Source organism: Streptomyces sp. NPDC087215, from assembly GCF_044744885.1.
Classification (GTDB): Bacteria; Actinomycetota; Actinomycetes; order Streptomycetales; family Streptomycetaceae; genus Streptomyces.
Genome location: NZ_JBIUZD010000012.1, coordinates 45726 through 66827, shown reverse-complemented (window position 1 = coordinate 66827; position 21102 = coordinate 45726). Strand labels below are relative to the sequence as shown.

Annotated in this window: 13 protein-coding genes; 3 read left to right on the top strand and 10 right to left on the bottom strand. The window is 72.3% G+C overall.

Features of this window, described 5'->3' with window-relative positions; genetic code table 11:
* Positions 1 to 55 precede the first annotated feature (55 nt).
* Complete coding sequence (locus ACIO92_RS26125) at positions 56 to 6346, bottom strand: DNRLRE domain-containing protein (protein ID WP_402059262.1); 6291 nt, start codon at positions 6344 to 6346, stop codon at positions 56 to 58.
* Between the two features lie 592 nt (positions 6347 to 6938).
* Positions 6939 to 7376 (bottom strand): hypothetical protein, encoded by a 438-nt coding sequence (locus ACIO92_RS26120; protein ID WP_402059264.1) that lies wholly within the window; start codon positions 7374 to 7376, stop codon positions 6939 to 6941.
* Between the two features lie 589 nt (positions 7377 to 7965).
* On the opposite strand from ACIO92_RS26120, the gene ACIO92_RS26115 reads away from it, so the two are divergent.
* Positions 7966 to 9600 (top strand): ABC-F family ATP-binding cassette domain-containing protein, encoded by a 1635-nt coding sequence (locus tag ACIO92_RS26115; protein WP_402283110.1) that lies wholly within the window; start codon positions 7966 to 7968, stop codon positions 9598 to 9600.
* Positions 9601 to 9806: 206 nt separating this feature from the next.
* Here ACIO92_RS26115 and ACIO92_RS26110 read toward each other — a convergent pair whose 3' ends face one another.
* The 7 genes from ACIO92_RS26110 to ACIO92_RS26080 form a co-directional block, all read right to left on the bottom strand.
* Positions 9807 to 10886: a sporulation protein gene (locus ACIO92_RS26110; protein ID WP_402059267.1), complete on the bottom strand. Its 1080-nt coding sequence runs from the start codon at positions 10884 to 10886 to the stop codon at positions 9807 to 9809.
* Positions 10887 to 11378: 492 nt separating this feature from the next.
* On the bottom strand, positions 11379 to 11597 hold the full coding sequence (locus tag ACIO92_RS26105) for a hypothetical protein (RefSeq protein WP_351784244.1): 219 nt from the start codon (positions 11595 to 11597) through the stop codon (positions 11379 to 11381).
* A gap of 313 nt (positions 11598 to 11910) precedes the next feature.
* Positions 11911 to 12963 (bottom strand): hypothetical protein, encoded by a 1053-nt coding sequence (locus ACIO92_RS26100; RefSeq protein WP_402283112.1) that lies wholly within the window; start codon positions 12961 to 12963, stop codon positions 11911 to 11913.
* A gap of 31 nt (positions 12964 to 12994) precedes the next feature.
* The gene (locus tag ACIO92_RS26095) at positions 12995 to 13579 is read right to left on the bottom strand and encodes a TerD family protein (protein WP_366443330.1); all 585 of its coding nucleotides are present in this window, start codon (positions 13577 to 13579) and stop codon (positions 12995 to 12997) included.
* Between the two features lie 189 nt (positions 13580 to 13768).
* Positions 13769 to 14497 carry a hypothetical protein gene (locus ACIO92_RS26090; protein WP_366443329.1) on the bottom strand — a complete coding sequence of 243 codons (729 nt, stop codon included), beginning with the start codon at positions 14495 to 14497 and terminating at the stop codon, positions 13769 to 13771.
* 233 nt (positions 14498 to 14730) lie between these two features.
* Entirely contained in the window at positions 14731 to 15522 is a 792-nt protein-coding gene (locus ACIO92_RS26085) for a DUF4389 domain-containing protein (protein WP_401239399.1), read from the bottom strand.
* A 386-nt stretch (positions 15523 to 15908) separates the two neighbouring features.
* On the bottom strand, positions 15909 to 16793 hold the full coding sequence (locus ACIO92_RS26080) for an NAD(P)-binding domain-containing protein (RefSeq protein ID WP_366443327.1): 885 nt from the start codon (positions 16791 to 16793) through the stop codon (positions 15909 to 15911).
* Between the two features lie 50 nt (positions 16794 to 16843).
* Between ACIO92_RS26080 and ACIO92_RS26075 the strand changes: the two genes are divergently transcribed.
* Entirely contained in the window at positions 16844 to 17251 is a 408-nt protein-coding gene (locus ACIO92_RS26075; protein WP_366443326.1) for a MerR family transcriptional regulator, read from the top strand.
* Positions 17252 to 17369: 118 nt separating this feature from the next.
* Here ACIO92_RS26075 and ACIO92_RS26070 read toward each other — a convergent pair whose 3' ends face one another.
* Positions 17370 to 17744: an FKBP-type peptidyl-prolyl cis-trans isomerase gene (locus ACIO92_RS26070; protein WP_366443325.1), complete on the bottom strand. Its 375-nt coding sequence runs from the start codon at positions 17742 to 17744 to the stop codon at positions 17370 to 17372.
* A gap of 888 nt (positions 17745 to 18632) precedes the next feature.
* On the opposite strand from ACIO92_RS26070, the gene ACIO92_RS26065 reads away from it, so the two are divergent.
* On the top strand, positions 18633 to 20996 hold the full coding sequence (locus ACIO92_RS26065; protein ID WP_402283116.1) for a BTAD domain-containing putative transcriptional regulator: 2364 nt from the start codon (positions 18633 to 18635) through the stop codon (positions 20994 to 20996).
* The last annotated feature ends 106 nt before the right edge of the window (positions 20997 to 21102 follow it).

The following is a 21102-nucleotide window of genomic DNA, read 5'->3' as shown; positions in this document are numbered from 1 at the left end:
GGCCCTCGCGTGCTCAATTATTGAACACGTTCAGAGTTCTGTGTGACCGGAGGTCCTAGAACTTCGTGCGGACCACCTTCCGGAGGTTGGCACCGAGCTTGTCCCAGTACTTCTTGGCCGCCTTCTTGTTGCAGGTCCGGTTGCAGATGGCCGCGATACCGCCGAGCTTTCCGCGGACCTCCAGCTTCATCTTGCCCTTGGACTTGTACAGGTCGAAGCCGACCCAGCCGCCCGGCCAGTCCGGGTGCCCGAACCGCGCGCCGAGCTGGAGGTAGCTCTTCCCGATGCTGTTGACCTTGACCGGGAAGTCCTTCTTGATGCCCAGGATCGACGGCTTGAGGGTGAACTTCTGCCCCTCGTGCGTGATCTTGTTGGGGCGCCCGGGGATGGGGAAGATCGCCTTGAAGTTCTTCTTCCAGTACGAGAACACCTGCTTGTCGGAGGCACCCGTCCTACCCAGGTCGTAGTACAGGTAGTAGCTCGCCAGACCGCTGGAGTCACGGCACCCGACAGGGTCGCCACCGCAGTACACGTACGCGTTGGAGCCGCCGGTGTACTCCTGGTCGACCTGCAGGAAACGGCCGGTGCCCGGCTCGTAGGCGCGCGCCTCGGTGAGCACGAGGCCGCTCAGGGTGTCGCTGGAGACCTGCGACGCGCCCATCCAGCCGTAGCGGGTGGAACCGGTCTCGCCGGCCGGGACCCCGAACTCGTCGTAGCGCTGCACGGCCGAACGCGAGAGGTCGGCCAGGTCGAGACGGACCGAGATGTCCCCGCGCACGTTCGACAGCTGGAGCACCACGCCGCCGTCGGAGGTCGTGGCCCCGAGCGCGCCCGCGATGTCGTTGACGAACCGGGTCCTGGTGCCGTCGCTGTGCTCCTCCCAGTCGGGAGAAGAGGACTCGTCGCCGTAGTGCTGCGTCACGGTGCCGGTGGTGGTCCAGGCGCCGCCTTCACCCAGGGCCTGGGTGGTGGCCACGGCCGTCCTGCCGATGCCGTCGAGGTCCCATGTCCGGCGCAGTCCGTCCACGGTCTCGCCGCGCAGTCCGTCGCCGGTGAAGTACGACAGCTGCACGCCGTCCTTCGCGGTGGTGCGACCGAGGGCGTCGTACGTCCGGCCGGAGCCGGTCAGCCGGTCTGCGCTGTCGTACGCGTACGCCGTCTGCCGTGTCACCGCGTCCTCGGTGGACGCCTCGCAGTCGTCGTCCGTGACCGACTTCGAGGTCCGGTTGCGGTTGCCGTCGAAGGCGTAGGTCCGCACGGAGCAGCCCTCGACGGTGGTGTCCGCAGCTCGTTCCAGGCGGCCGAGGGAGTCGAAGCCGTAGCTCGTCGACACCGAGGTGCCGTCGGTCTGGCTGCGGCCCAGCAGCCGCCCGCTGATGTCGTACTGCGCCACGTCCGAGAGGACGGTGACGCCGTCGGCGTCGGTGTACTCGCGCTCCGTCGTGCGGCCCAGCGAGTCGGTGGTGACCTTCAGGTGGTAGCCGCCGGGGAGGGTCTGCGAGACGAGGGTGCCTTCCGCGGTGTACTTCGCGGTGAAGGTGCCCGCGGCAGAGTCGGTCAGGCTGCTCAGGTCGCCGTCGGCCGAGTAGCCGAAGACGGTGTGCGCGCCGCTGGAGTCCGTGGACCTCACCGGCCGGTCGAGCAGGTCGTACTCCGTCCGCGTGGTGTTGCCGGAGCCGTCCTGGTACGAGATCTGGCGGCCCAGGGAGTCGTAGCCGTGGGTCACCGTCCTCCCGCCGGTGGACTGGGTGAGGGTCCTGCTCGTGTCGGTGTCGAAGGTGATCGTGGTGTCCGGGACCGGAGTGCCGAGGCCCCCGGTGATCGAGGACTTCACACGGCGTCCCGCGTCGTCGTAGACGACCGTACGGGTACGGGTGACTCCGTTCGCCGTCTCGGTCGTCACGCTGACCCCGCCCCACCGGTTGTACCGGTAGCGGGTGGTCATCAGCTCGTTCGGCTGGTCGCCGCCGTCGGCGACGGGACCGGCCGGTGCCGTCCCGCAGAGCAGCCCGGCCCACTCGGGACGGCCCGCGCACTCACCGGTACCGTCGGCGGTCCAGTAGGTGTAGGTCAGCGTGCCCGCGTCGGTGCCGTTGGACAGCGGGAGGCTGGTGGAGGCGAGCTTGCCGTCCGCCCGGTAGGCGGAGCGGACCGCGCCCAGCTGCTTGCCGGCCGGGTCCTTGGTGACCACCTCCTCGCCGGTGGACCAGTCGTAGGTCGTCACCGTCTTCCTGACGTCGGCGTCCTGGGCGTAGCCCTCGATGCTCGCGCCGAAGGACGTCGAGGTGGGGACACCCGAGACAGCGGCGTCGGACGGGCGGCCTTCGTCGTGCGCGTACGCGGTGTGCGCGCGGGCCGGGACGAGTGCGCCCGCGGGCAGTGCGGGGTTGCTGCCGGAGGCGGCGAGTCCTTCGGCGAGGACGACGTGGTGGAGCGGCCCGTAGGAGTGTGTGACGCGCTGGCCGTCCTCGGAGTACTCCGTGGTGGACGACAGTCGCTCCGCGCGGTCCGCCGTGGTCAGACCGGTCAGTCCCAGTGCGTCGAGCCGCGGTTCGGCGTCCGGGCCGCGGCCCAGGGCGAGTTCGCGGTTGGCCGGGTCGAGCTGGCTGACGGCATTGCCGTACCGGTCGAACTCGGTGGCGCTCAAGGCGCCGCCGTCGCTGGTGTTGGTCTCGCGGCCGTTGGCGTCGGCATAGGTCAGGGCGGCCCGGCCGTAGGCGTCGGCCGTCAGGTCCGCTCCCGTCGAGGAGGCGGGGGTGGAGTCGGGGCCGAAGACCGCTGTGGCGTCCGTGGGCACCTCGTCCTGGGCCCACGCACCGACGGTCGCCGGGTTCATCTGGTGGGGGGCCTTGGCTCCGGTGAGCGGGACGTCGTACACGACGGTGGTCGTCGCGGTGCCTTCGACGGTGTTGTGCGTGCCCTGCTTGAGGGTCGGGCGGGTCGCCTTCAGGAACATGCCCTCACCGGCGGTGAGGGAGGATCCGGCCTTGCCGTAGTGGAGGTCCCACGGCTGGTCGGAGCCCGCCATCAGCCAGGTGATCCGGTTGGCCGAGTCGTAGGAGTACTGGACCTGGGTGCCCTGGGAGTAGTGCGGGTTCCACTGCTGGCGCAGCCGCCCGGCCGCGTCGTAGCGGTAGACCGACAGGGCCTCGGAGCGGGTCGCGGAGGCACCGGGGTCGGTGGCCCACAGCTTGATCTCCTTGACCTGCCCGCTGAAGTCGCCGAAGTCCGCCGCCGTGGTGTGGCCGGTCGCCGTGGTCGCCGTGGCGTAGACGAACTCCACGACGCGGCAGCCCTTGGTGGCCGGTGCGCTCTGGCAGGTCGCCGCCGGGACGGCCGGCGCCGGGGAGATCAGATACTTCGGACGGGCCAGCGTCTTGCCGCCCTGGACGACCGGTTCCGACACGACGGTGACCGTCGACTCGTCCACGGCCGCCGAGGAGGTTGCCAGGGTCCAGGTGGTGGCTCCGGAGCCCGTCTTGGTGAAGACGCTGACGCTCCCGTCGGTGTCCTTCAGCGTGAAGGAGTTCCCCGTGAGCGAACCGGTCAGGGTGAGCGTTCCCGCGCCGGGCTCGGCCTCCCAGCCGCCGCCGGACTTGGCGGTGAAAGCGGTCGCGTCGCCGTTGGCGTCCAGCACCTCCACGGAGGTCGCCGTGGTCCGGCGCAGGTGGGTGTAGCCGCTGCCGGAGGTCTGGGCGCTGACGGAGGACAGCCAGCCGGGGCCGAAGATGTCCATGTGGCCTTCGCCCCGGTCCGGGTTGGGGCGGGAGGAGGCGGTGCGGTTGACCGCGACCTCGAAGGCGGAGACGTCCTTGGCGCCGAGCCGGAAGTCACCGGTGAGGAGGTTCACCGACCCGGGACCGATCTGGGCCGTCGGAGCCGCACCCGCGTTGCGGTCGAGGGTGACCTCGGCCTCCGGGGAGGCGTCGGTCGTGGAGCCCTGGGCGAAGACCGCCCGGATGTGTACCGGGCCGTCGTTGGCCAGCGTCTCGGTGATGTTCCAGTACAGCGAGGCGGGCTTGCCGCCGGTCACCGCGAACGGCCAGGCACCGACGGCACCGCCGTCGGAGCTGCGCCGCACGTTCGCCGTCGGCACGTCCTTCCAGGAGTCCGTCTCGCCGTGGCGGTACTGGTAGCGCACCCCGGTGTAGCCGGTGCGTCCCTCGGAGGTGAGCACGACGCGGCGGGCCGGCCGGTCGCCGTCCGCGGGAGAGGTCAGGGCCGCGCCCGAGCCGGCGCTGAAGGAGTAGGCGGTTTCGGCGGAGAGGTTGCCCGCCGTGTCCCGGGTGCGGGTGGTGAGCGTGTGCGGGCCGGCCTTGAAGACCAGCTGCCGGGTGACGGCCGTACCGGTGGTGGCGGCGGATGTCCAGTCGCCGGAGTCCAGCTTGTACTGGATTTCCTTCACATCGGCGGCGGGCGGCCTGAGGGTGAAGGAGCCGGAGAAGTTGCCGTTGCCGTCGGGGCTCCCCGACCACTGGCCGGCCGGGAAGTCGGTGGAGGAGACCGTGGTGGCACCGGGCTTGGTGGTGTCGACCGTGAAGGTCTGCCAGGCCGACCAGGTGCCGTTCCAGGTGGTCCCGTCGTAGACCGCGGCGCGCCACTTGTACGTGCCCTGGGCCAGCGCGGTCGTGGGCGTCCAGGGAGCGTGGGCGCCGGAGGCGGTGAAGGCCGACTTGCCCGTCTGGAGGGCGGCGGTGCCGTTGGCGGTCCAGATCTCGTAGGTGAGCTGGACGGTGTTGCCGTCGGCGTCGACGGCCTTGCCGGTCAGGGTGGGCGTGGTGTCGTTGCTCGCGGCACCCGTCAGCGGCGAGACCGGAACGGCCGCGCCCGGCTTGGTGTTGTACGTGACGGTCAGCGAGGGCTCGTGGGTGGCGTTGTGCGAGCCGTCGGTCTGGTTGGCCGAGTGGTAGCGGCGCCAGGTCAGGGCGTCGGACTCGTTGACGGCCGCGATCCGCACGCCGTGGTTGGCCTGCCCGTCGGCCCACGCCTGCACGATCGGCTTGACGTCCCAGGAGACGTGGCCGGCCGGGCAGCTGGAGCTGTAGCCCTTGGCCGACTTGTTCACCACGGCACCGGTCGCGGTGGTCGCGGGCTGGTTGCTCCAGTTGATGCCGGAGGGGTCCCAAGCCGCGGTGATCCGGCGGACCTCGTTGCCCGAGTTGGTGGTGTTGCAGGTCGAGGAGTAGTACGAGTAGAGGCGCAGGCTCGCGCTCGTGACGACCTTGCCCTTGTACTTGTTCGTGTTGAACAGCAGGAAGGAGCGGGCCTTCTCGGCGCCGTCGTACGTACCCGCCTTCAGCTCGGTCGAGCCGCGCTGCGAGGTGAGGTAGTCGTCGTACTGGATCCAGGTGTCGGTGACCGGCCCCATCAGGGAGTCCGTCGGGTCGACCGTCACCGGGTAGGTCAGTTTGGGGTCGTTCAGGAACTTCAGGTCCGGCTTGAGGACCAGGACCTGGCCCTTGCCGTCCTTGTCCGCCTCGATCTCGACCTCGACCGGCGCGATGTGCGCCGCGTCGCCGGAGGCCCGGTCGAAGGAGGAGTCCCACATCACGGGGGCCGGTGCGGTGGCCTTGGCCGTGCCCTTGGCGTCCAGCCAGCGCATCCGCTTGTCCGCGGTCTCGCTGAGCTCCAGACCGGTCGCCTCGACCGGAATCCGGTACTCCACCGGTCCCTCGGGCGGCTCGTGCAGGACGACGGAGTGCGAGAAGCCCTCCTTGAGCGCGGTGACCACGAGGTCTCCGCCACCGGAGACGGCGTTGCGGTACGTCGCGGTCGCGCCGTCCAGCTCCGGCTCGGGCAGCTTGCCGGACCAGCCGATGCCCAGTGCGTGCTTGCCGCGCTTGACCTGGACCAGCGGCTCGCCGGTGCCACCGTCGGACAGCGCCACCTCGGCGGCGGCCGCCTTGGGCCGGATGCCCTCGCCGGTGTCGACCAGGTCCGTGTCCACGGCCTGCCAGGCGCCGTCGGCGTCCTTGACGCGGATCGGACCGGTGTAGGAGGTGACCGCCGTGCTGCCGTCGGCCAGCGCGTACGAACTGGTCGAGTCGGTGCGCTCGTCGAGGATCTCGATCGTGCGGTTCTGCAGCCGCGCCAGCAGGTGCGCGGTGGCCGCGTCCCGCGCTTCGGCGGGACCGAGCTTCGCGGCGGGAGCCGTCACAGGCACTGCCCGCTCCGCGGCGACGGCTCCGGTTGCCTGGAAGACGATCGCGGAGTTGGCGACCAGGGTGAGGGCAGCCAGGGAGGCGACCGCGCCGCGGCGCGGTCCGGACCGGCGTGCGCGGGAGACGGCGTCGCCGTCCGGGTCGGACGTCCTTTCCGGTCTGGGTATGTCGCTGGATCTGTACATATCGGGCTTCAAGTGTGATGTTCCTTCAAAAATGGATGACATGCACAGACCTCGTTAAAGTGTGCACACGTGATGATCATAAATTCTCATCCAACTTTCATGAAATCTGCGCTCCTGGCAGACATTTCGGACGGGGCGAGGTGGCCGACCAGGCCGACCAGGCCGGCCGGGCGGGCATGGAGGCACGCCAGGACGAGCACCTCCTTGCCGGGCGGCGCGAGGCAGATCCGCACGCACGTCAGGGAGTCGAGCAGCACGGGCTCGGCGCTGCCAGCGGCAAGGTGAGCCCCGACAAAGCGGAGCGAGCTCCGCACGAGGATCTGGGCGTAGCCCCCGAGGTCCCAGGCGACTGCGGTGCCGAAGAGCCGCTCATCAGCGCAGCGGATCCGGTCCTCGTGAGCCGAGCACCACGCGTCAGCGGCCCGCTACAGGGCCCTCTCCAGGCGCTGTTCGGCGACGTCACGGTCCTTGCCTTGACCTTCGGCCGCACGCTTGAGCCGAAGCGCCCGGCCCTCGGCGGACTGCCTCGGCCTCCGGCCGAGAGCGTCGGCGACCTGCTGCCAGGACGACTCACGCTCGCGGGCAGCGCGGATCAGCTCCCGCTCCCCCACGTCCGTTTCGCACCGGTACCGGATCTCCGGGTGTCCCGCGCGACAGGATTCGCCCGCCCTGTTGTCTCTGTTGCGGGCACGAGTCGGTCGCAGTTGAAGACGAGGGTGACCGCCTCGTGATGGACCCGCCCGTCGTACCCGTGCTCCGGCACCGTCGGCCGGATCACCTGGTCCCAGTGGATCGATCCGTACCTCGCGCCGACCAGCGCGGTGAAGCCGTCCTCGGCACCCCCGACCGGCCGGTCCGGCATCGACGCCCAGAGCGGGAGCAGGAGAACGAGGCCGTCCGCGCCCTCGGAGAGCTCGGCCGCGTGCCCGTCGCACCACAAGCCCGCCCGCGCATCGGACTCCCTCGCCCAGAACTCCTCGCTCTCCATGGGGAACCAGACGTCCGGCAGCACCTGACGCGGTTCCCCCACCTCCGCGACCGTGCAGAGCTCCACGTCCGCCGACCACAACCCGTCATCGACTTCCCACGGCTTCGGCCGAGCCACCCCACACTCCCGCCACCGGTCCCGAATCGATCCCACCACCACGAAGATCGTTTCGTGAGGAGTTCCAAGGGCTGTCCCGTGATCCCCGGCGGGCGAGGGGTGGCCGTCTGAACGGCGAAGTCCTCGTCGCGCAGGACGGAGCGGGCGGGACGGCCCTCCCGCCCGCCGAGGGTCGAAGCAGGCCGGGCGGTCTCGTCGAACCGGTGGATCACATCCCGGACGGTGTCCCCGTCGGCCCGCACCGACTTCGCGATCATCGGCACCGGTCACCTCCGGCCCGGCGGAAAATCCCGGCAGGCCGAGAAGGCCGCTGTTAGGGTCGAAGAGACGTTGACCGTGTAGCGAGGAGCGGCAGACATGTCGGGTGACGACGACATCTCCGGGTGAGAACCGGAACTGACGGCCACCGCGGCGCCCCGGGCGCAGGCGGAGTGGCCCGTCTCGTCGTACCCCTCTTCCGCATGTCTGCCCGGGGCGGAGCCCTCTCCGCCCCCAGCCCTCCCGAGGTCCTTCCATGTCCGACGTCTCCGTCGTCTGCTCCGGCCTGTCCTTCTCCTGGCCCGACGACACCCCCGTCTTCCACGACCTGACCTTCGCCCTGGCCTCCGGCCGTACCGGGCTCGTCGCGCCCAACGGCTCCGGCAAGAGCACCCTGCTCAGGCTGATCGCCGGTGAGCTGCGGCCGTCCGCCGGTTCGGTGTCCTCCGGCGGCACCGTCGGCTACCTCCCGCAGACCCTTCCCCTGAGCGGTTACCTCACGGTGGCCGAGGTCCTGGGCATCGCCCCGGTGATCCGCGCCCTCGACGCCGTCGAGTCCGGTGATGTCGGCGAGGAGCACTTCACCACCATCGGCGACGACTGGGACATCGAGGAGCGGACCCGTGCCCAGCTCGACCGCCTCGGGCTCGGGGGGATGGCCCTCGACCGCCGTCTCGACACCCTCAGCGGCGGCCAGATCGTCTCCCTCGGTCTCGCCGCGCGGCTCCTGGCCCGCCCCGACGTGCTGCTCCTCGACGAGCCGACCAACAACCTGGACCGGGACGCCCGGCACCGGCTGTACGACGTGCTCGCCGACTTCACCGGGCTGCTCCTGGTGGTCGCCCACGACCGGGCCCTGCTCGACCGCATGGACGGCATCGCCGAACTGGGCTCCTCCCGGCTGCGGTTCCACGGCGGCGACTTCACCTCGTACGAGGAGGCCGTGCGCGCCGAGCAGGAGGTCGCCGAGAAGAACGTGCGCAACGCGGAACAGGACCTGAAGCGGGAGAAGCGCGAGCTCCAGCAGGCCCGTGAACGCGCCGATCGCCGCGCGAGCAACGCCGCCCGCAACCTGAAGAACGCCGGGCTGCCCCGCATCTTCGCGGGGAACATGAAGCGCGGCGCGCAGGAGTCCGCCGGGCGCGCCGGGCAGACGCACGCGTCCCGGGTCGGTGAGGCCAGGGCCCGTCTGGACGAGGCCGGACGGGCGCTCCGTGACGAGCAGCGCATCTCACTGGACCTGCCCGAGACCCAGGTGCCCGCGGGCCGGGACCTGTTCCTCGGGGAGGGGATGCGGGTCCGGCTCGACGGCCGCGACCTGTTCACGCGGGACGGTGTCGACCTCTCCGTACGCGGACCCGAGCGCATCGCGCTCACCGGGCCCAACGGCTCCGGGAAGACCACCCTGATGCGGCTGGTCAGCGGTGAACTCGCCCCGGACGGAGGGATGGTCAGGCGGGGCGACGGCCGGATCGCCCATCTCTCCCAGCGTCTGGACCTGCTGGACCCGGACCGCACCGTGGCGGAGAACTTCGCCGCCTTCGCGCCCGAGCGGTCCGACGCGGAGCGGATGAACCTGCTCGCCCGGTTCCTCTTCCGGGGCCCCCGGGCGCACCTCCCCGTCGGTGTGCTGTCCGGCGGGGAGCGGCTGCGGGCCACGCTGGCCTGCGTCCTGTGCGCCGAACCGGCGCCCCAGCTGCTGCTCCTCGACGAGCCGACGAACAACCTCGACCTGGTCGGCGTGGGCCAGTTGGAGGGCGCGCTCCAGTCGTACCGGGGCGCGTTCCTGGTGGTCAGTCACGACGACCGGTTCCTCGCCGAGATCGGGGTGGACCGATGGCTGCGGCTGGCCGACGGCGGGCTGGAGACGACCGGCGCCCCCGGGATGTGACCGGCGGCGCGGCCCGGTGCCTTCGGACGCGTTCCCGAGGACATCGGGCCGGGCAGGTGCGACGACGCCCCCGGTGGGACGCTCCGGGCGCGGCTCCGGCCGTATCCCTGCCGGATCGGTGAGGTTCTCCGGCGGGGCGGCTCGCCGGGGTCTCCGGGGTCTCCGGGGTGTTCCGCACCGCACCCCGGAGACCTGGAGCCGGTGGCTCAGTCCTCGTCGCCCTCGTCGCCCTCGCCCTCGTCGTCACCCTCGAAGAAGTCGCCCACCTCGTCGATGACTTCGGCGGCCACCATGCCGCCGACGACGCCCACGGCCAGGCCCGCCGCACCGGCGGCGACGGCGGTGCCCATGCCCGGTCCCGAGCGGTGGCCGCCGTCGTGGTGACCGTGTCCGTGGTCGCCCTTGTGGGCGTGGCCGCCGTACGGATCGTGGCCGTACGCGTCGTGGGAGCCGTGGCCGCCCTGCGCGAAGAGCGCGCCGCCGGGCCCCGAGGCGCCGTGGTTCCCGTACGAGGAGCGGTGCTCCACCAGCCTGCGCAGCCAGTCGTCCACCTCGGCGTTCCAGTCGACCCGCTCGACGCCGTGGTGGCTGACGGTGAAGCGGGTGAGGGCGTCGTGGCCCTCGGAGCGGAAGCCGCCGCGCTTGTCGGCCTCCAGGACGACCTCGAGTCCGGCGGGACCGGCGAGGAAGGTCACCTCGATCTCGTTGACCTGGTGCGCGTACCGGGGGGACGGGGTGAGTTCGATCTCCTGGTAGAAGGGCAGCTGCTGGCCGGTGCCACCGATGTGGCCGAGTTCCAGGTCGGCGGACTTGAAGCCGAGGCCCAGCTGGCCCAGGGCCTCCAGGACGGCCTCCTGCGCGGGCAGGGGGCGGACGGCCAGCGGGTCCGTGTCGCCCTTGTCGCGGGCGCCCGCGACGCCGAGTTCGGTGCGGACGCCCAGCACGATGCCGAGGCCCTGCCCGTACAGCTCGGTGATCGGGGTCTCCCAGGGCAGCGGGAAGGAGAAGGGGACGCTGCGGTGCTCCTCCTCCGCGAGCCGGAAGTTCCCGGCGACGACGTGCCGGTGGAAGACGACGAGGCCCTCGGACTCGCCGTCCTCGTGCTCCGCCTCGACCCGGGCCACGAGTTCCAGGGTGATGTGCTCGATCGTGAAGTCGGCTCCGCCGCCCTTCAGATGGACCTGCCCGCTCAGGACACCGCCCGGCGTCGCCGCGCCGGGGTCGAGCACGGTGTCCACCGAGGGGCCGCCGACGCCGAGCGAGCCGAGCAGACGCTTGAACACCATCTGGCGTTCACTCCTTCTTGTCACGTGGGGTGGTTCGGCACGAGGGGCTCCGGAGACCGCAGACTCTCTACATGCCTGTAGAAGCATAGGGGCGGCCGGTGCGTGCCCGATCCACTCATGGGCCCGTCGGGTCATATCCGTACCGGAGTTGACCCCTCCGCGTACGGGCGCGACGGCGGACGGCGGGGGCGTCGACCTGCGGAACGGGCCCTCACGGACGGCCCGCACGGGCGAGCCACCTGCTGGATGGCGCCCGGCCGTGCGGCCGTACGGCGCGGAGCCCGCCGAAGGGCCCGCCGTCGAACACGACCCGCACACCCTGCCCCGCGCCGCACGGAACGGCCCCGGCCGACGACTGTCCGGCCGAGCGGAAACGCCGTCGGGCGGAAACGCCGTCGGGCGGAAACGCCGTCGGGCGGAAACGCCGTCGGGCGGAAACGCCGTCGACCGCCCGGCCCGTACGGGCGGGGCGGTCGACGCGGGCGGCGGGGGCTACTTCGCGGCGGCCAGGGCCGCGAGGGCCTGCGCCCAGCGGGCGAACTTCAGGTCCGCGAGATCGGCGACGGTCTTCACTCCGAACGCCTCATCGAGCAGCTCGCCGTCCCGGTCGGAGACGCCCTTCAGCGCGGCGACGGGGGCGGCCAGGATCTCGGGCAGGCTCTTCTCCGCCCACGCCTTGTCCAGCACCTTGTCGAGATCGATCGAAGCCATGAGGCCCTCCAGCCGTCGAGCAGGCGCGACCACCGCGCCTCTACACAGCTGTAGAAAATACGCGGTCGATCACTTCCGGAAGCACCCGCGCCGCATCTCGGCCAAGAAAGTCCGAAAGAGGGCGCAGGTGGGTGACGAAAGCGGCGAGAGGCCGCCACCCGGACGACGGGAGCGGGAGGTCACGAGGACGACGGAGGGACGGGAGAAGGGCTCTCCCGGCGACGGAGGACGGGAGAAAGGCCGTCCGGACGACGGAAGGGAGCGGAAAAGGCCGCCCGGAGCGGGAGGGAACGGGAGACCGCCCGGATTCTTCCTAGTCGCCGCCTCCTCCCCCGCCGTCCCCGCCCCCGCCGTCCGAGCCGCCGCCCGCGTTCCCGGCGTCGCCGCCGTCCGAGCCCCAGCCGTCGCCGCCGCCCGCCTCGCAGTCCTCGCCACCGGTGCCGAGGTTGCTGTACCAGGAACAGTCCCAGTCGGAGTCCGTGACGGCCGATCCCCCGTCGTCCCCGGTGCGCCGCCGGGCCGGGAACCGGGCCAGGCCCGTCGTGTCCCCGAGTCCGAACGCGACGGAGAAGAACTGCGCCATGACGGCGTCGCGCGGGTCGTCGCTCTCGTACCGGACCGGTCCGAGCGGCAGGAGCGCCGTGTCCTGCCCGGCCGCCCGGCGCCGGGCGGGGCGGCTCAGAAGGGCGACGTGGTGCTCGTCGCGCAGCAGCCACGAGCTGGTCGCGCTCCCCCGCAGCAGCGACCACCGCTGTCCGGACAGCGTCACCTCCACCGAACTCCTGGACTTCCGGAGCCTCTTGTGGAGTTCGAGGTCGGCCGAGACGTCCCCGACGGTCAGGCGCAGCCCCCTGGACGGCTCGGCCGCATCGGGCCGGAAGCCGTACGGTGCCCGCATCCGTACGACGGGGGCGTGCGGCCCCCACACGTCGACGCGCGCCAGACGCCGGTCCACCGCCACGGTCACCGGTCCGGCCGGTCCTCCGGCGAGGCGCCGGGCCATCCAGAGCGGCACGCCTTCGGCCGCCGCCCGGTCCGCGAGCGCCGCCACCCCGGCCGGACCGCCGCTCAGCCGTACCGCCAGCTCCCCCAGTTCACGGGCGAACGCGGCGGCGTCCCGTACCTTCACCGCCGTGGCCGTCCCGGTCACCCGGGTGACCGGGACGACACCGGGCCCTTCCGGCAACCGGCCCAGGGGCCGTTCCGAACCGCCGCCGCCGAGCCACAGCCCGCGCCGGTACGCCTCCGCCATCGCCCCCAGGTTCAGCACGTCCAGCGGCGTACTGGTACCGCCCCTGCGCAGCCGGTCCCCGGTCAGTTCGACCGTCCGCGCGAACGGATTGCGCGACCGTTCGCCGTAGAGCATCCCACTCATCGTCCCCGCCCCCGCCGGTCCGCTACTTGCTGACCGCGAAGCGCATCAGGGCGTGCTCGTCGCCCTGCTTGATCTTCCCGGTGGTGTTGATCACTTCGAGCTTCCAGCCGCCGCCCACCCGCAGCGCCTTGGCCACGGCGCAGCCGTTGTCCTGGGTGAGCAGGCTGGGCCAGATGTCGGCGACCTGCTGGGAGCTGCCGCCGGTGGCGTCGTACACCTTGAAGCTGATGTTGCGCGCCTTCTGGAAGGAACTGCCCTTCTTGTAGGCGGCGGCGACGAAGACGATGGCGGTGATGTGGGCGGGGACGCGGGCGAACTCGACGGTCACGGTCTCGTCGTCGCCGTCGCCGTGCCCCGTCTGGTTGTCGCCGCTGTGGACCAGCGCGCCGTTCCCCATCGGGTCGAGGGAGTCGAGCCCGGCGAGCCGCACGGGGTCGCCGCCCTGCATGGCGACGGCTATCAGGTCGAGGTCGGTGCCGGTCTTGCGGCGCAGCCGGCCCAGTACGCCGCCGCTGCTGCCCGCCGTGGGGTCCCAGGACACCCCGATGGACAGACGGGTCACCCCGTCCAGGTCCGCGGGCCCGTCTTCCTTGGTCAGCGTGATCATCTGCGTGCCTTCCTTCTGCCGGAGCTTTTCCGGGGCTTCCCTCGGGGGCTTCCGCCGGGGCTTCCCTCGGGGCTTCTTCCCACGCAGAGTGTGCCCGGCGTCCCCGTGGTTCCCCGCGGGGGGTCCGTGCGTCGGCACGCGGAGGCGCCCGCCCCGGTCTCTTCGCCGGGACGGGCGCCTCTCGTACGGTCAGGGCAGCAGGTGTCCGAGCGTCCCGCCGTGGATCTGGCCCTCGCAATGGGGCTGGTGGGACTCGAAGATCTGGCGGTTCTCGTTGCGCAGGCACCTGAGCAGCGGCAACGTGGAGACGCCCGGCGGCGGGCTGGTGTGGAGCCAGCCGAGGCGGGTCACGTACGCCTGGCCCTCGCAGTTGACGTCCGTGCTGGTGAAGTGGTCACCGCGCACCTGGCAGAGGTAGAGCGGCGTGGTGCCCGGGGCCGCCGAGGTGTAGAGGGTGCCCAGCGGGCCCTGGAGCTGGTATCCGGCGGGGGCGTCCCAGGGGGTGCTGAGGGTGTCCGAGGACTTGTGGTAGCGGTACAGGACGAAGGTCGGCGAGGTGACGTTCGGTTCGCCGGTGCACAGGTACTCGATGTGGACCTGGACGTAGCCGTTGGGCAGCGTGTTGACCACGGTCGGGCCCGCCGCGACGCGGCACTCGGACGGGTCGAAGCCGCGGGCTGCCGCGGCTTCCAGGCCGGTGGCGCGGGCGGCCTGCTCAGCCACGTTCCGGGGCCCGCTGCCGAATCCCTTGATGTAGAGCTTCACGGGCCCCGCGGTGGAGACGGCCGCCGGGGCGGCGGGCGGCGCGGCGGCGGGCGCGGCCGACGCGGAGGCGCCGAACAGAGTGGTGGCGAGCGTGGCGGCGAAGGCGGTGGCGAGGACGGCGGAGCGTCCGGCTGCCTGGCGTAAGAACTTCAAGGGCGTCCCTAGGTCGGGTGCTTGGATGGCCGGAGCAGACGACGGAGGCACTGTTGCACCTCATGTGCTTCTGCTTGTCCTCTGCAACAGGGCCATCACTATCAGGCATCGCCTCGACCGTTCGGGCATGTCGCACGGTATGTCCGGTTCCGGGGCGGTGCTGACCGGTGGTGCCCTCTTGACGGTTCGCCGGACGCGCCGGGGACCGTACGCCCCTCCGGGGGCCTCTGGGCTCAGCGGGTGGCGGGGGCGGTCGTACGGGACTCGTAGTGCTCGTCCGAGTCGGTCGTCACCGTGCTGGACGTGACATGGCCCGCGAGCCCGAGCAGCAGGAAGAGCCAGACCAGCACTTTGGCGGCCGTGCCCAGGACGAGCGGCCGGGTGCCGGACGCGGGCCGCTCCGCGAGCGGACCGGGGGCGTCGCCCAGGAGGCCCTTCGGGTACACGGGCGTCAGCATCATGGCGTAGGCGGAGAAGCGCATCCGGTAGCGGACCACGGCCGCCGTGGCGCCGTAGACCGGCTCGGGCAGACGGCCCAGGGCGATGCCGATCAGCCAGAACACCCAGCCGATCACGAACCAGCCGCTCTGGGCGAGGTTGCTGACGATCGCCGCCGGGATCATCAGGATGAGCCGGAAGAGCACCGCGAGCCGGTTGAGCGGGGTGGCCCGGAGTTCGATCTGGACCGGATGGTCGGGGGCGTCGAAGGCGAACGGCGGGTAGCGGTCCACCAGCAGGAAGGCACTCGCCGCGACCCGCGTCTGGTAGACGAGGACCCCACCGAGGAACGAGGCGATCGGGTCGGGCAGCCTGCCCAGGACCAGGGCCGCGAACCAGCCCGCGATCGTCACGAAGAACGCGAGGAAGGACAGCACCACCACGACGACGAACTGCGGCAGGAGCAGCAGCCAGCGCAGCAGGACCGTCCAGCGCCGCTGCGGTCCCGGTGGGGGCACGTCGAGGACCGGCCGCCATTCACCGCCCTCGACGTCGTCCGAGGGGCGGGGGTCCCAACCAGTCGCCATGGGCGTCTCCGTCTCCTCCGGGGCGTCGAGGTCCCTTCGATGGTGACCCGGTCCGGCGGAGCCCGCACCAGGACTGCGGCCACCGGGGGAAACCGGGTGCCCTTCCCACCCCTGTGGGGAAGGGCACCCGGGGCACCGGGGCGAGGCCGGGGTGCGGGCCCGGCCAGGAGCCGGGGCGGGTCGGGGACCTGTCCCGTCCCGTCCTGTCCTATCCCGTCTTGTCCTATCCCGTCCTTCCTTGCCCTGCCCTGCCCTGCCCTGCCCGGAAAGGTACGGTCGCGGCGGGTCCGGTCGGACTCGGCCCGAGCCCAGGACCGGGCTCGGGCCGGGCCCGGTCTCCGGCGGGGTACGGCTCCGGCACGGTTCCCGGAGCGCGCCGGGCCCGGTCAGTTCCCGTTCGGCCGGGTGAACTCCTCGATCAGCACCGGGTACTGCTCGCCGCCGTGCCCGGCGGCGATCGCGCGGTCCGCCATCGCCTTGAGCAGCTTCGGCAGTTCCGCGTCGACGCCGAGCGCCTCGCTCTCCTCGACCAGATGGGCCATGGCCCGCGCGTCGGTCTCCAGCGCCGACACCTCGGCGGTGAAGGTGCCGCTGTCGATCTGCTCGGCGTACCCGGGCAGCCAGTCGGCCACGCCCACGGCGATCTGCCGGGCGAAGGGCGCGTAGGTCGCGGCGTCCACACCGGCCGTCCGGAGGAGGGCGGTGCCCTGCAGCCAGGCGTTCAGGACGCTCCACATCATGGTGAGACCGGCCGCGTCGTAGAGCGACGCGAGTCCCGGGTCGTCGCCGAGGTGGGTGACCGTGCCGAGGGTGGCGAGGGTCGGCTCATGGGCGGCGAAGAGGTCCTCGGGGCCGCTGTGCAGGACCGTCGCCTCCGGGGTTCCGATCGAGGACGGAACGGCCATGACGGCGCCGTCCAGGTACCGGGCGCCGCGCTCCTCGGCCCAGCGCGCGGTCTCCCGGGCCTGCGCCGAGGAACCGGAGGTGAGGTTGATCAGGGTCGTACCGCGCAGGTCGACGCCGTCCGCGCCGAGCACCTCGTGGACGGCGCCGTAGTCGGTGAGGCAGAGGATCGTGAGGGTGTCCGGCCGGAGCGCGTCGGCCGGGGTGGGGGCGAGCCGGGCGCCCCCGGCGACGAGGGCGGCGGCCTTGGAGTCCGTACGGTTCCAGACGGTGGTGGGGTGTCCGGCCTCCAGGAAGGCACCGGCGAGGGCACGGCCCATCAGGCCGAGGCCGAGGACGGTGACGGAGGAAGTGGTTCGGTCGGTCATGACAGCATCGTGAACGTTGATACCGGTGTGAAGGTCAAGCGAGGGATGTCATGAGGATCGGGGAACTCAGCCGCCGGACGGGCGTTCACGCCCACCAGTTGCGCTATTACGAGGCCCAGGGCCTCCTGGAGGCCGAGCGCGGGGCCAACGGCTACCGCGCCTACGACGAGAGCGCCGTCCTGCGGGTACGGCAGATCCGGCATCTGCTCGGCGCCGGACTGTCCTCCGAGGACATCGCCTACTTGCTGCCCTGCGCCGTGGGGGAGGTGCCCGAACTGGTCGGCTGTCCCGACCTGCTGGCGGCGATGCGATCACGACTGCGGCGGCTGGAGGAGCAGTTGGAGCGGATAGCCCGGTCCCGGGAGGCCCTGACCGTCTACATCGACGCGGCCGAACGGATGGGGGCGGAGACCTATCCGCCCTTCGAGGGATCGACACGGGAGGCCGCGTCCGCCTGACGGCGGGGAGGCCACCGCACGGCGGGAGGCCACTACGGCGTGCGCGGCACGGCTCCGCGCCGCTGTCGGCCGGGGCTCCGACAACTCGTGCCGCCCTGGCCGACGGAGCGGGCCTGGCTCAGACCGAGAGCAGGTCGACCACGAAGACCAGTGTCGAGTTCGCCGGGATCAACGGCGAGGGCGACTGCTTGCCGTAGCCGAGGCGCGGGGGAACGACGATCTCGCGGCGGCCACCGACCCTCATTCCGCGCACACCCCGGTCCCAGCCCTTGATGACCCTGCCCCCGCCCACGGCGAACTTGAACGGCTGGCCCCGCTCCCAGGAGGTGTCGAACTCCTTCCCGGACTCGAAAGCGACCCCGACGTAGTGGACCCTGACCACCATGCCCGGCTTCGCCTCGGCCCCGTCCCCCACGACCAGGTCCCGAATCGTCAGCTCGGTGGGAGCATCCCCCTCGGGCACGATGACCTCGGGCTTCGTCAGTTCACTCATCACGGCCTCACCACTCTCCGCCGGAACCTCCCGACGGCCCTCGCCGTACTCATGGACGCTCCATGCGGCACACGGTCACGCTACCGAGCATCCGGATCCTCCGAGCACGTCCGCTCCTGCGGTGCGCGGCCCTCGACGAACCCGGCAGAACATCCGGGATGCCCCCTTGTGGCCGCTGGGCCCCTCCCCCGGCCGCCCCGCGACCGCCCGCCTGTGGTGACCGTCACGGCGGCCCGGCCCGCCGGTGGCCGGAACCCGTACGATCCGCCACGCGTCCGATTCCGGATCGATCGTCCGGTGCGGTTCCAGCATCCGCCCCACCCGGTGTTGGGGTGACCGACGTTCCGCCGAGATGCGCCGTTCACCCTGGTCACGGCCGGATGTGCGCTCAGGGAGCGGCGACCGCGACACTCCCGACGGACGAACCACCCTCCGGTCCAAGCCACTTGGGGCCGCAAGAGCTTTCGACGCACAAACGGAAAGCAGCCATTCTTCTCAACGGAAGTGCGCCACCGCCCGAGCTTCCAGGGGCCCTGCCGTACGCGCCAGTAGGTACCCGCGTCGCGGACCGAAAGTGTCATGACCTCGCCATCCTTCTGTTCTCGGCCCCCATCCGCCCCACGAAGTGGCACGCTCCACCCCGGCCCGTCAACCGCACGGGCCCGGTTGGCCGGAAGGTTCCCGGCCCCGTCCCCTCGGCGCCCGGCCCGCTGTACCTTCCTCCTGACCCTGCCGCCGACCGGGGTCACGCCCGCTCACCCCCCCTCGTTCAGGCCGCCCCCACGGCCTCAGCCGCTCAGTGCTTCCCCCCTCTCCTCCGCCCTCCCACGGTGGTTCGCCATGCCCGCTGCACCCTCCCCGCCCCCACCCCGCCGGCCGGGGGCAACCGTGCGTTTCCAGCTGCTCGGACCGCTCAGCATCACCGACGGGCGGGCTGTCGCGGTGCTCCCGCCGTCCAAGCCCACGGCGCTGCTCGCCGCCCTGCTCGTCCGCCCCGGTTCCATCGTCTCCGCCGAGCGGCTGCGCGGTTTCGTCTGGGGCGAGGAGCACCCTCCGACCGCCAAGACAGCGCTCCAGAGCTGCGTGCTGCGGCTGCGGCGGCTGTTCGCCAAGTACGGCATCGAGAACCAGGCCGTCGTCGCGGTGGCGGGCGGGTACCGCATCGACGCCGACACCGACACCCTGGACCTGCTCCACTTCCGCCGCCTCGTCGAGGGCGCCGCCGTACCGGACGCCGGGGCCGAACTGTTCGCGCTGCGGACCGCGCTCGGCCTCTGGCAGGGGGCGCTCCTGTCGAACGTCCCCTCCGACCTGCTCCACCGCGACGAGGTGCCCCGCCTCGCGGAGGAACGGCTGCGGGTCCTGGAGCGCGTCTGCGACATCGAGCTGGAGCACGGCCGATACCGGGAAGCGCTCGTCGATCTTTGGGAGGTTACGCGCGTATACCCGGCCCACGAGCGGTTCGCGGAGCAGTTGATGGTCGCCCTCTACCGGACCGGTCGGCAGACCGAGGCCCTGGCCGAGTACCGCAGGATCAAGGGCCATCTGCGGGAGCGGCTCGGCGTGGACCCCCGGGCCGCGCTCCAGCGCCTGGAGATGTCGATCCTGCGCGGCGAGGACCTCGGACCCCTGGACGCGGCACGCGGCACGCTGACGCTCACCCCTCCGCGGAGGACGGCCTCCCCGAGTCCCTCGCCGCACGGCCCGTCGGCGGTCGAGGCGGCGGGCGCGACGCACCCGACGCACCCGACGCACCCGACGCACCCGACGCACCCGACGCACCCGACGCACCCGACGCACCCGACGCACCCGACAGGCTCCACGGACTCGACGGGCCTGTGGACCGGTCCCCCGCCGATCCCCCCGCCGATCCCCTCTTCGAGCACCTCGGAACCGCCTTCGACGCGTCTCGCGGATCAGCTCGCGGTCCCGCCCTCGCCCTGTCCGTCCCTTCCCTCGCCGCTTCCCCCGCCGACTCCCGGGTCAGCTCCTCCGTCGGGTGCTCCGTCGGCTCCGCCCTTGCCAGACCCTCGCCCGGCCTCCCCGGCGGGCACCCCCTCGCCCCACCCCGGGAACCCGGCGTCCGATCCGGTTCCCAGCGCCTCGACGTCCATGCCCGCCAAGCACCTTGAAGGCAAGCCGCCCGCCCTCGGCTCCCCCCTCACGACCACCGCGACCGCCATGACCGGGGAACACCCCACCGCTCCCCTCCCCGCGGTCCCGCACTTCACCGGGCGTGAGAGCGAAGTCGCCGCCCTGCTGGCCCTGTTGGAGTCCGACCGGTCGGCCGAGGAGGCCGAGCGCCTCCCGCTCGCCGTGCTGTCCGGCGCCCCCGGCATCGGCAAGACGGCCCTCGCGCTCCACATCGCGCACCGCACGGCCCGTCGTTTTCGCGGGGGATGCGTCCTGCTGAGCCTGACCGACCCCGACGGCACCCCGCGCCGGGTGGAGGAGGCCGCCGCCGAACTCCGCCGCGCGCTGCCGCGGGGCGCCGACGGGGAACGCGGACGCGCCCTGCTCGTCCTGGACGACGTCGTCCACCCCGACCAGGTCCGGCCGCTCCTGACCGCTCACGCGGGCGGCGCCGCGCTCGTCACCAGTCGCATGGGCCTCGCCGGTCTCGTCGCCACCCACGGCGGCACCGTGCACCGGCTCGGCGCCCTGGAGCCCGAGCAGGCGCGGGCCCTGCTCACCGCCGTCCTCGGCCCGGCCAGGTTCACCGCCGAGCCCGCCGCCGCGCGGACCCTCGCGGCCGTCTGCGGACACCATCCGCTCGCCCTGCGCATCGCCGCCGCCCGGCTGCTCACCCGCCCCCGGATGCGCGCCGGGGACTACGCGGAATGGCTCCGGCACGACCCCGTCGGACGGCTCAGCCTCGCCGACGACGTCCGGATGTCCGTACCGCGGCGCTTCGACGAGGCCCTCGGGCGGCTGTCCCCGGGGCTCGCCGAGGCCCATCTGCGCCTCGCCGCCTCGCCGTACGAACCGCTGACCGCCGCCCGGAGCGCCGAGGCCCTCGGCCTTCCGGTGGACGCGGCGGAGGAGGTCGTCGAGCGGCTGCTCGACGCCGGGTTCCTGGAGGAGGGCCAGCCCGGCGCCTTCTGGACGCACGAGTTGCTGCGGGCCCACGCGCGCCGGACGGCGGGCACCGCCTCCGGGCACTTGACGGCGCCGCTCCGCCCGCCCCGGTACGGCGAACTCCCCCCGGCGGGAAGGCCGGAGACCGTCCGCGCCACGGCGACCACGACCTGAGGCCCCCACGCCGTCCCCGTACCCGCCGTGCACCCGCCGTCCTGCCGACGGCGCCGATCCGCCCGCACCGCGCCCGCCCCGCCCGTCGCCCCGGGCTCCATCCCGC

Bases quoted from the DNA above. Each gene is read 5' to 3' on its own strand.
- ACIO92_RS26125 (WP_402059262.1), bottom strand. From the start codon at position 6,346: ATGTACAGATCCAGCGACATACCCAGACCGGAAAGGACGTCCGACCCG.
- ACIO92_RS26115 (WP_402283110.1), top strand. From the start codon at position 7,966: ATGTCCGACGTCTCCGTCGTCTGCTCCGGCCTGTCCTTCTCCTGGCCC.
- ACIO92_RS26110 (WP_402059267.1), bottom strand. From the start codon at position 10,886: ATGGTGTTCAAGCGTCTGCTCGGCTCGCTCGGCGTCGGCGGCCCCTCG.
- ACIO92_RS26105 (WP_351784244.1), bottom strand. From the start codon at position 11,597: ATGGCTTCGATCGATCTCGACAAGGTGCTGGACAAGGCGTGGGCGGAG.
- ACIO92_RS26100 (WP_402283112.1), bottom strand. From the start codon at position 12,963: ATGCTCTACGGCGAACGGTCGCGCAATCCGTTCGCGCGGACGGTCGAA.
- ACIO92_RS26095 (WP_366443330.1), bottom strand. From the start codon at position 13,579: ATGATCACGCTGACCAAGGAAGACGGGCCCGCGGACCTGGACGGGGTG.
- ACIO92_RS26085 (WP_401239399.1), bottom strand. From the start codon at position 15,522: ATGGCGACTGGTTGGGACCCCCGCCCCTCGGACGACGTCGAGGGCGGT.
- ACIO92_RS26080 (WP_366443327.1), bottom strand. From the start codon at position 16,793: ATGACCGACCGAACCACTTCCTCCGTCACCGTCCTCGGCCTCGGCCTG.
- ACIO92_RS26075 (WP_366443326.1), top strand. From the start codon at position 16,844: ATGAGGATCGGGGAACTCAGCCGCCGGACGGGCGTTCACGCCCACCAG.
- ACIO92_RS26070 (WP_366443325.1), bottom strand. From the start codon at position 17,744: ATGAGTGAACTGACGAAGCCCGAGGTCATCGTGCCCGAGGGGGATGCT.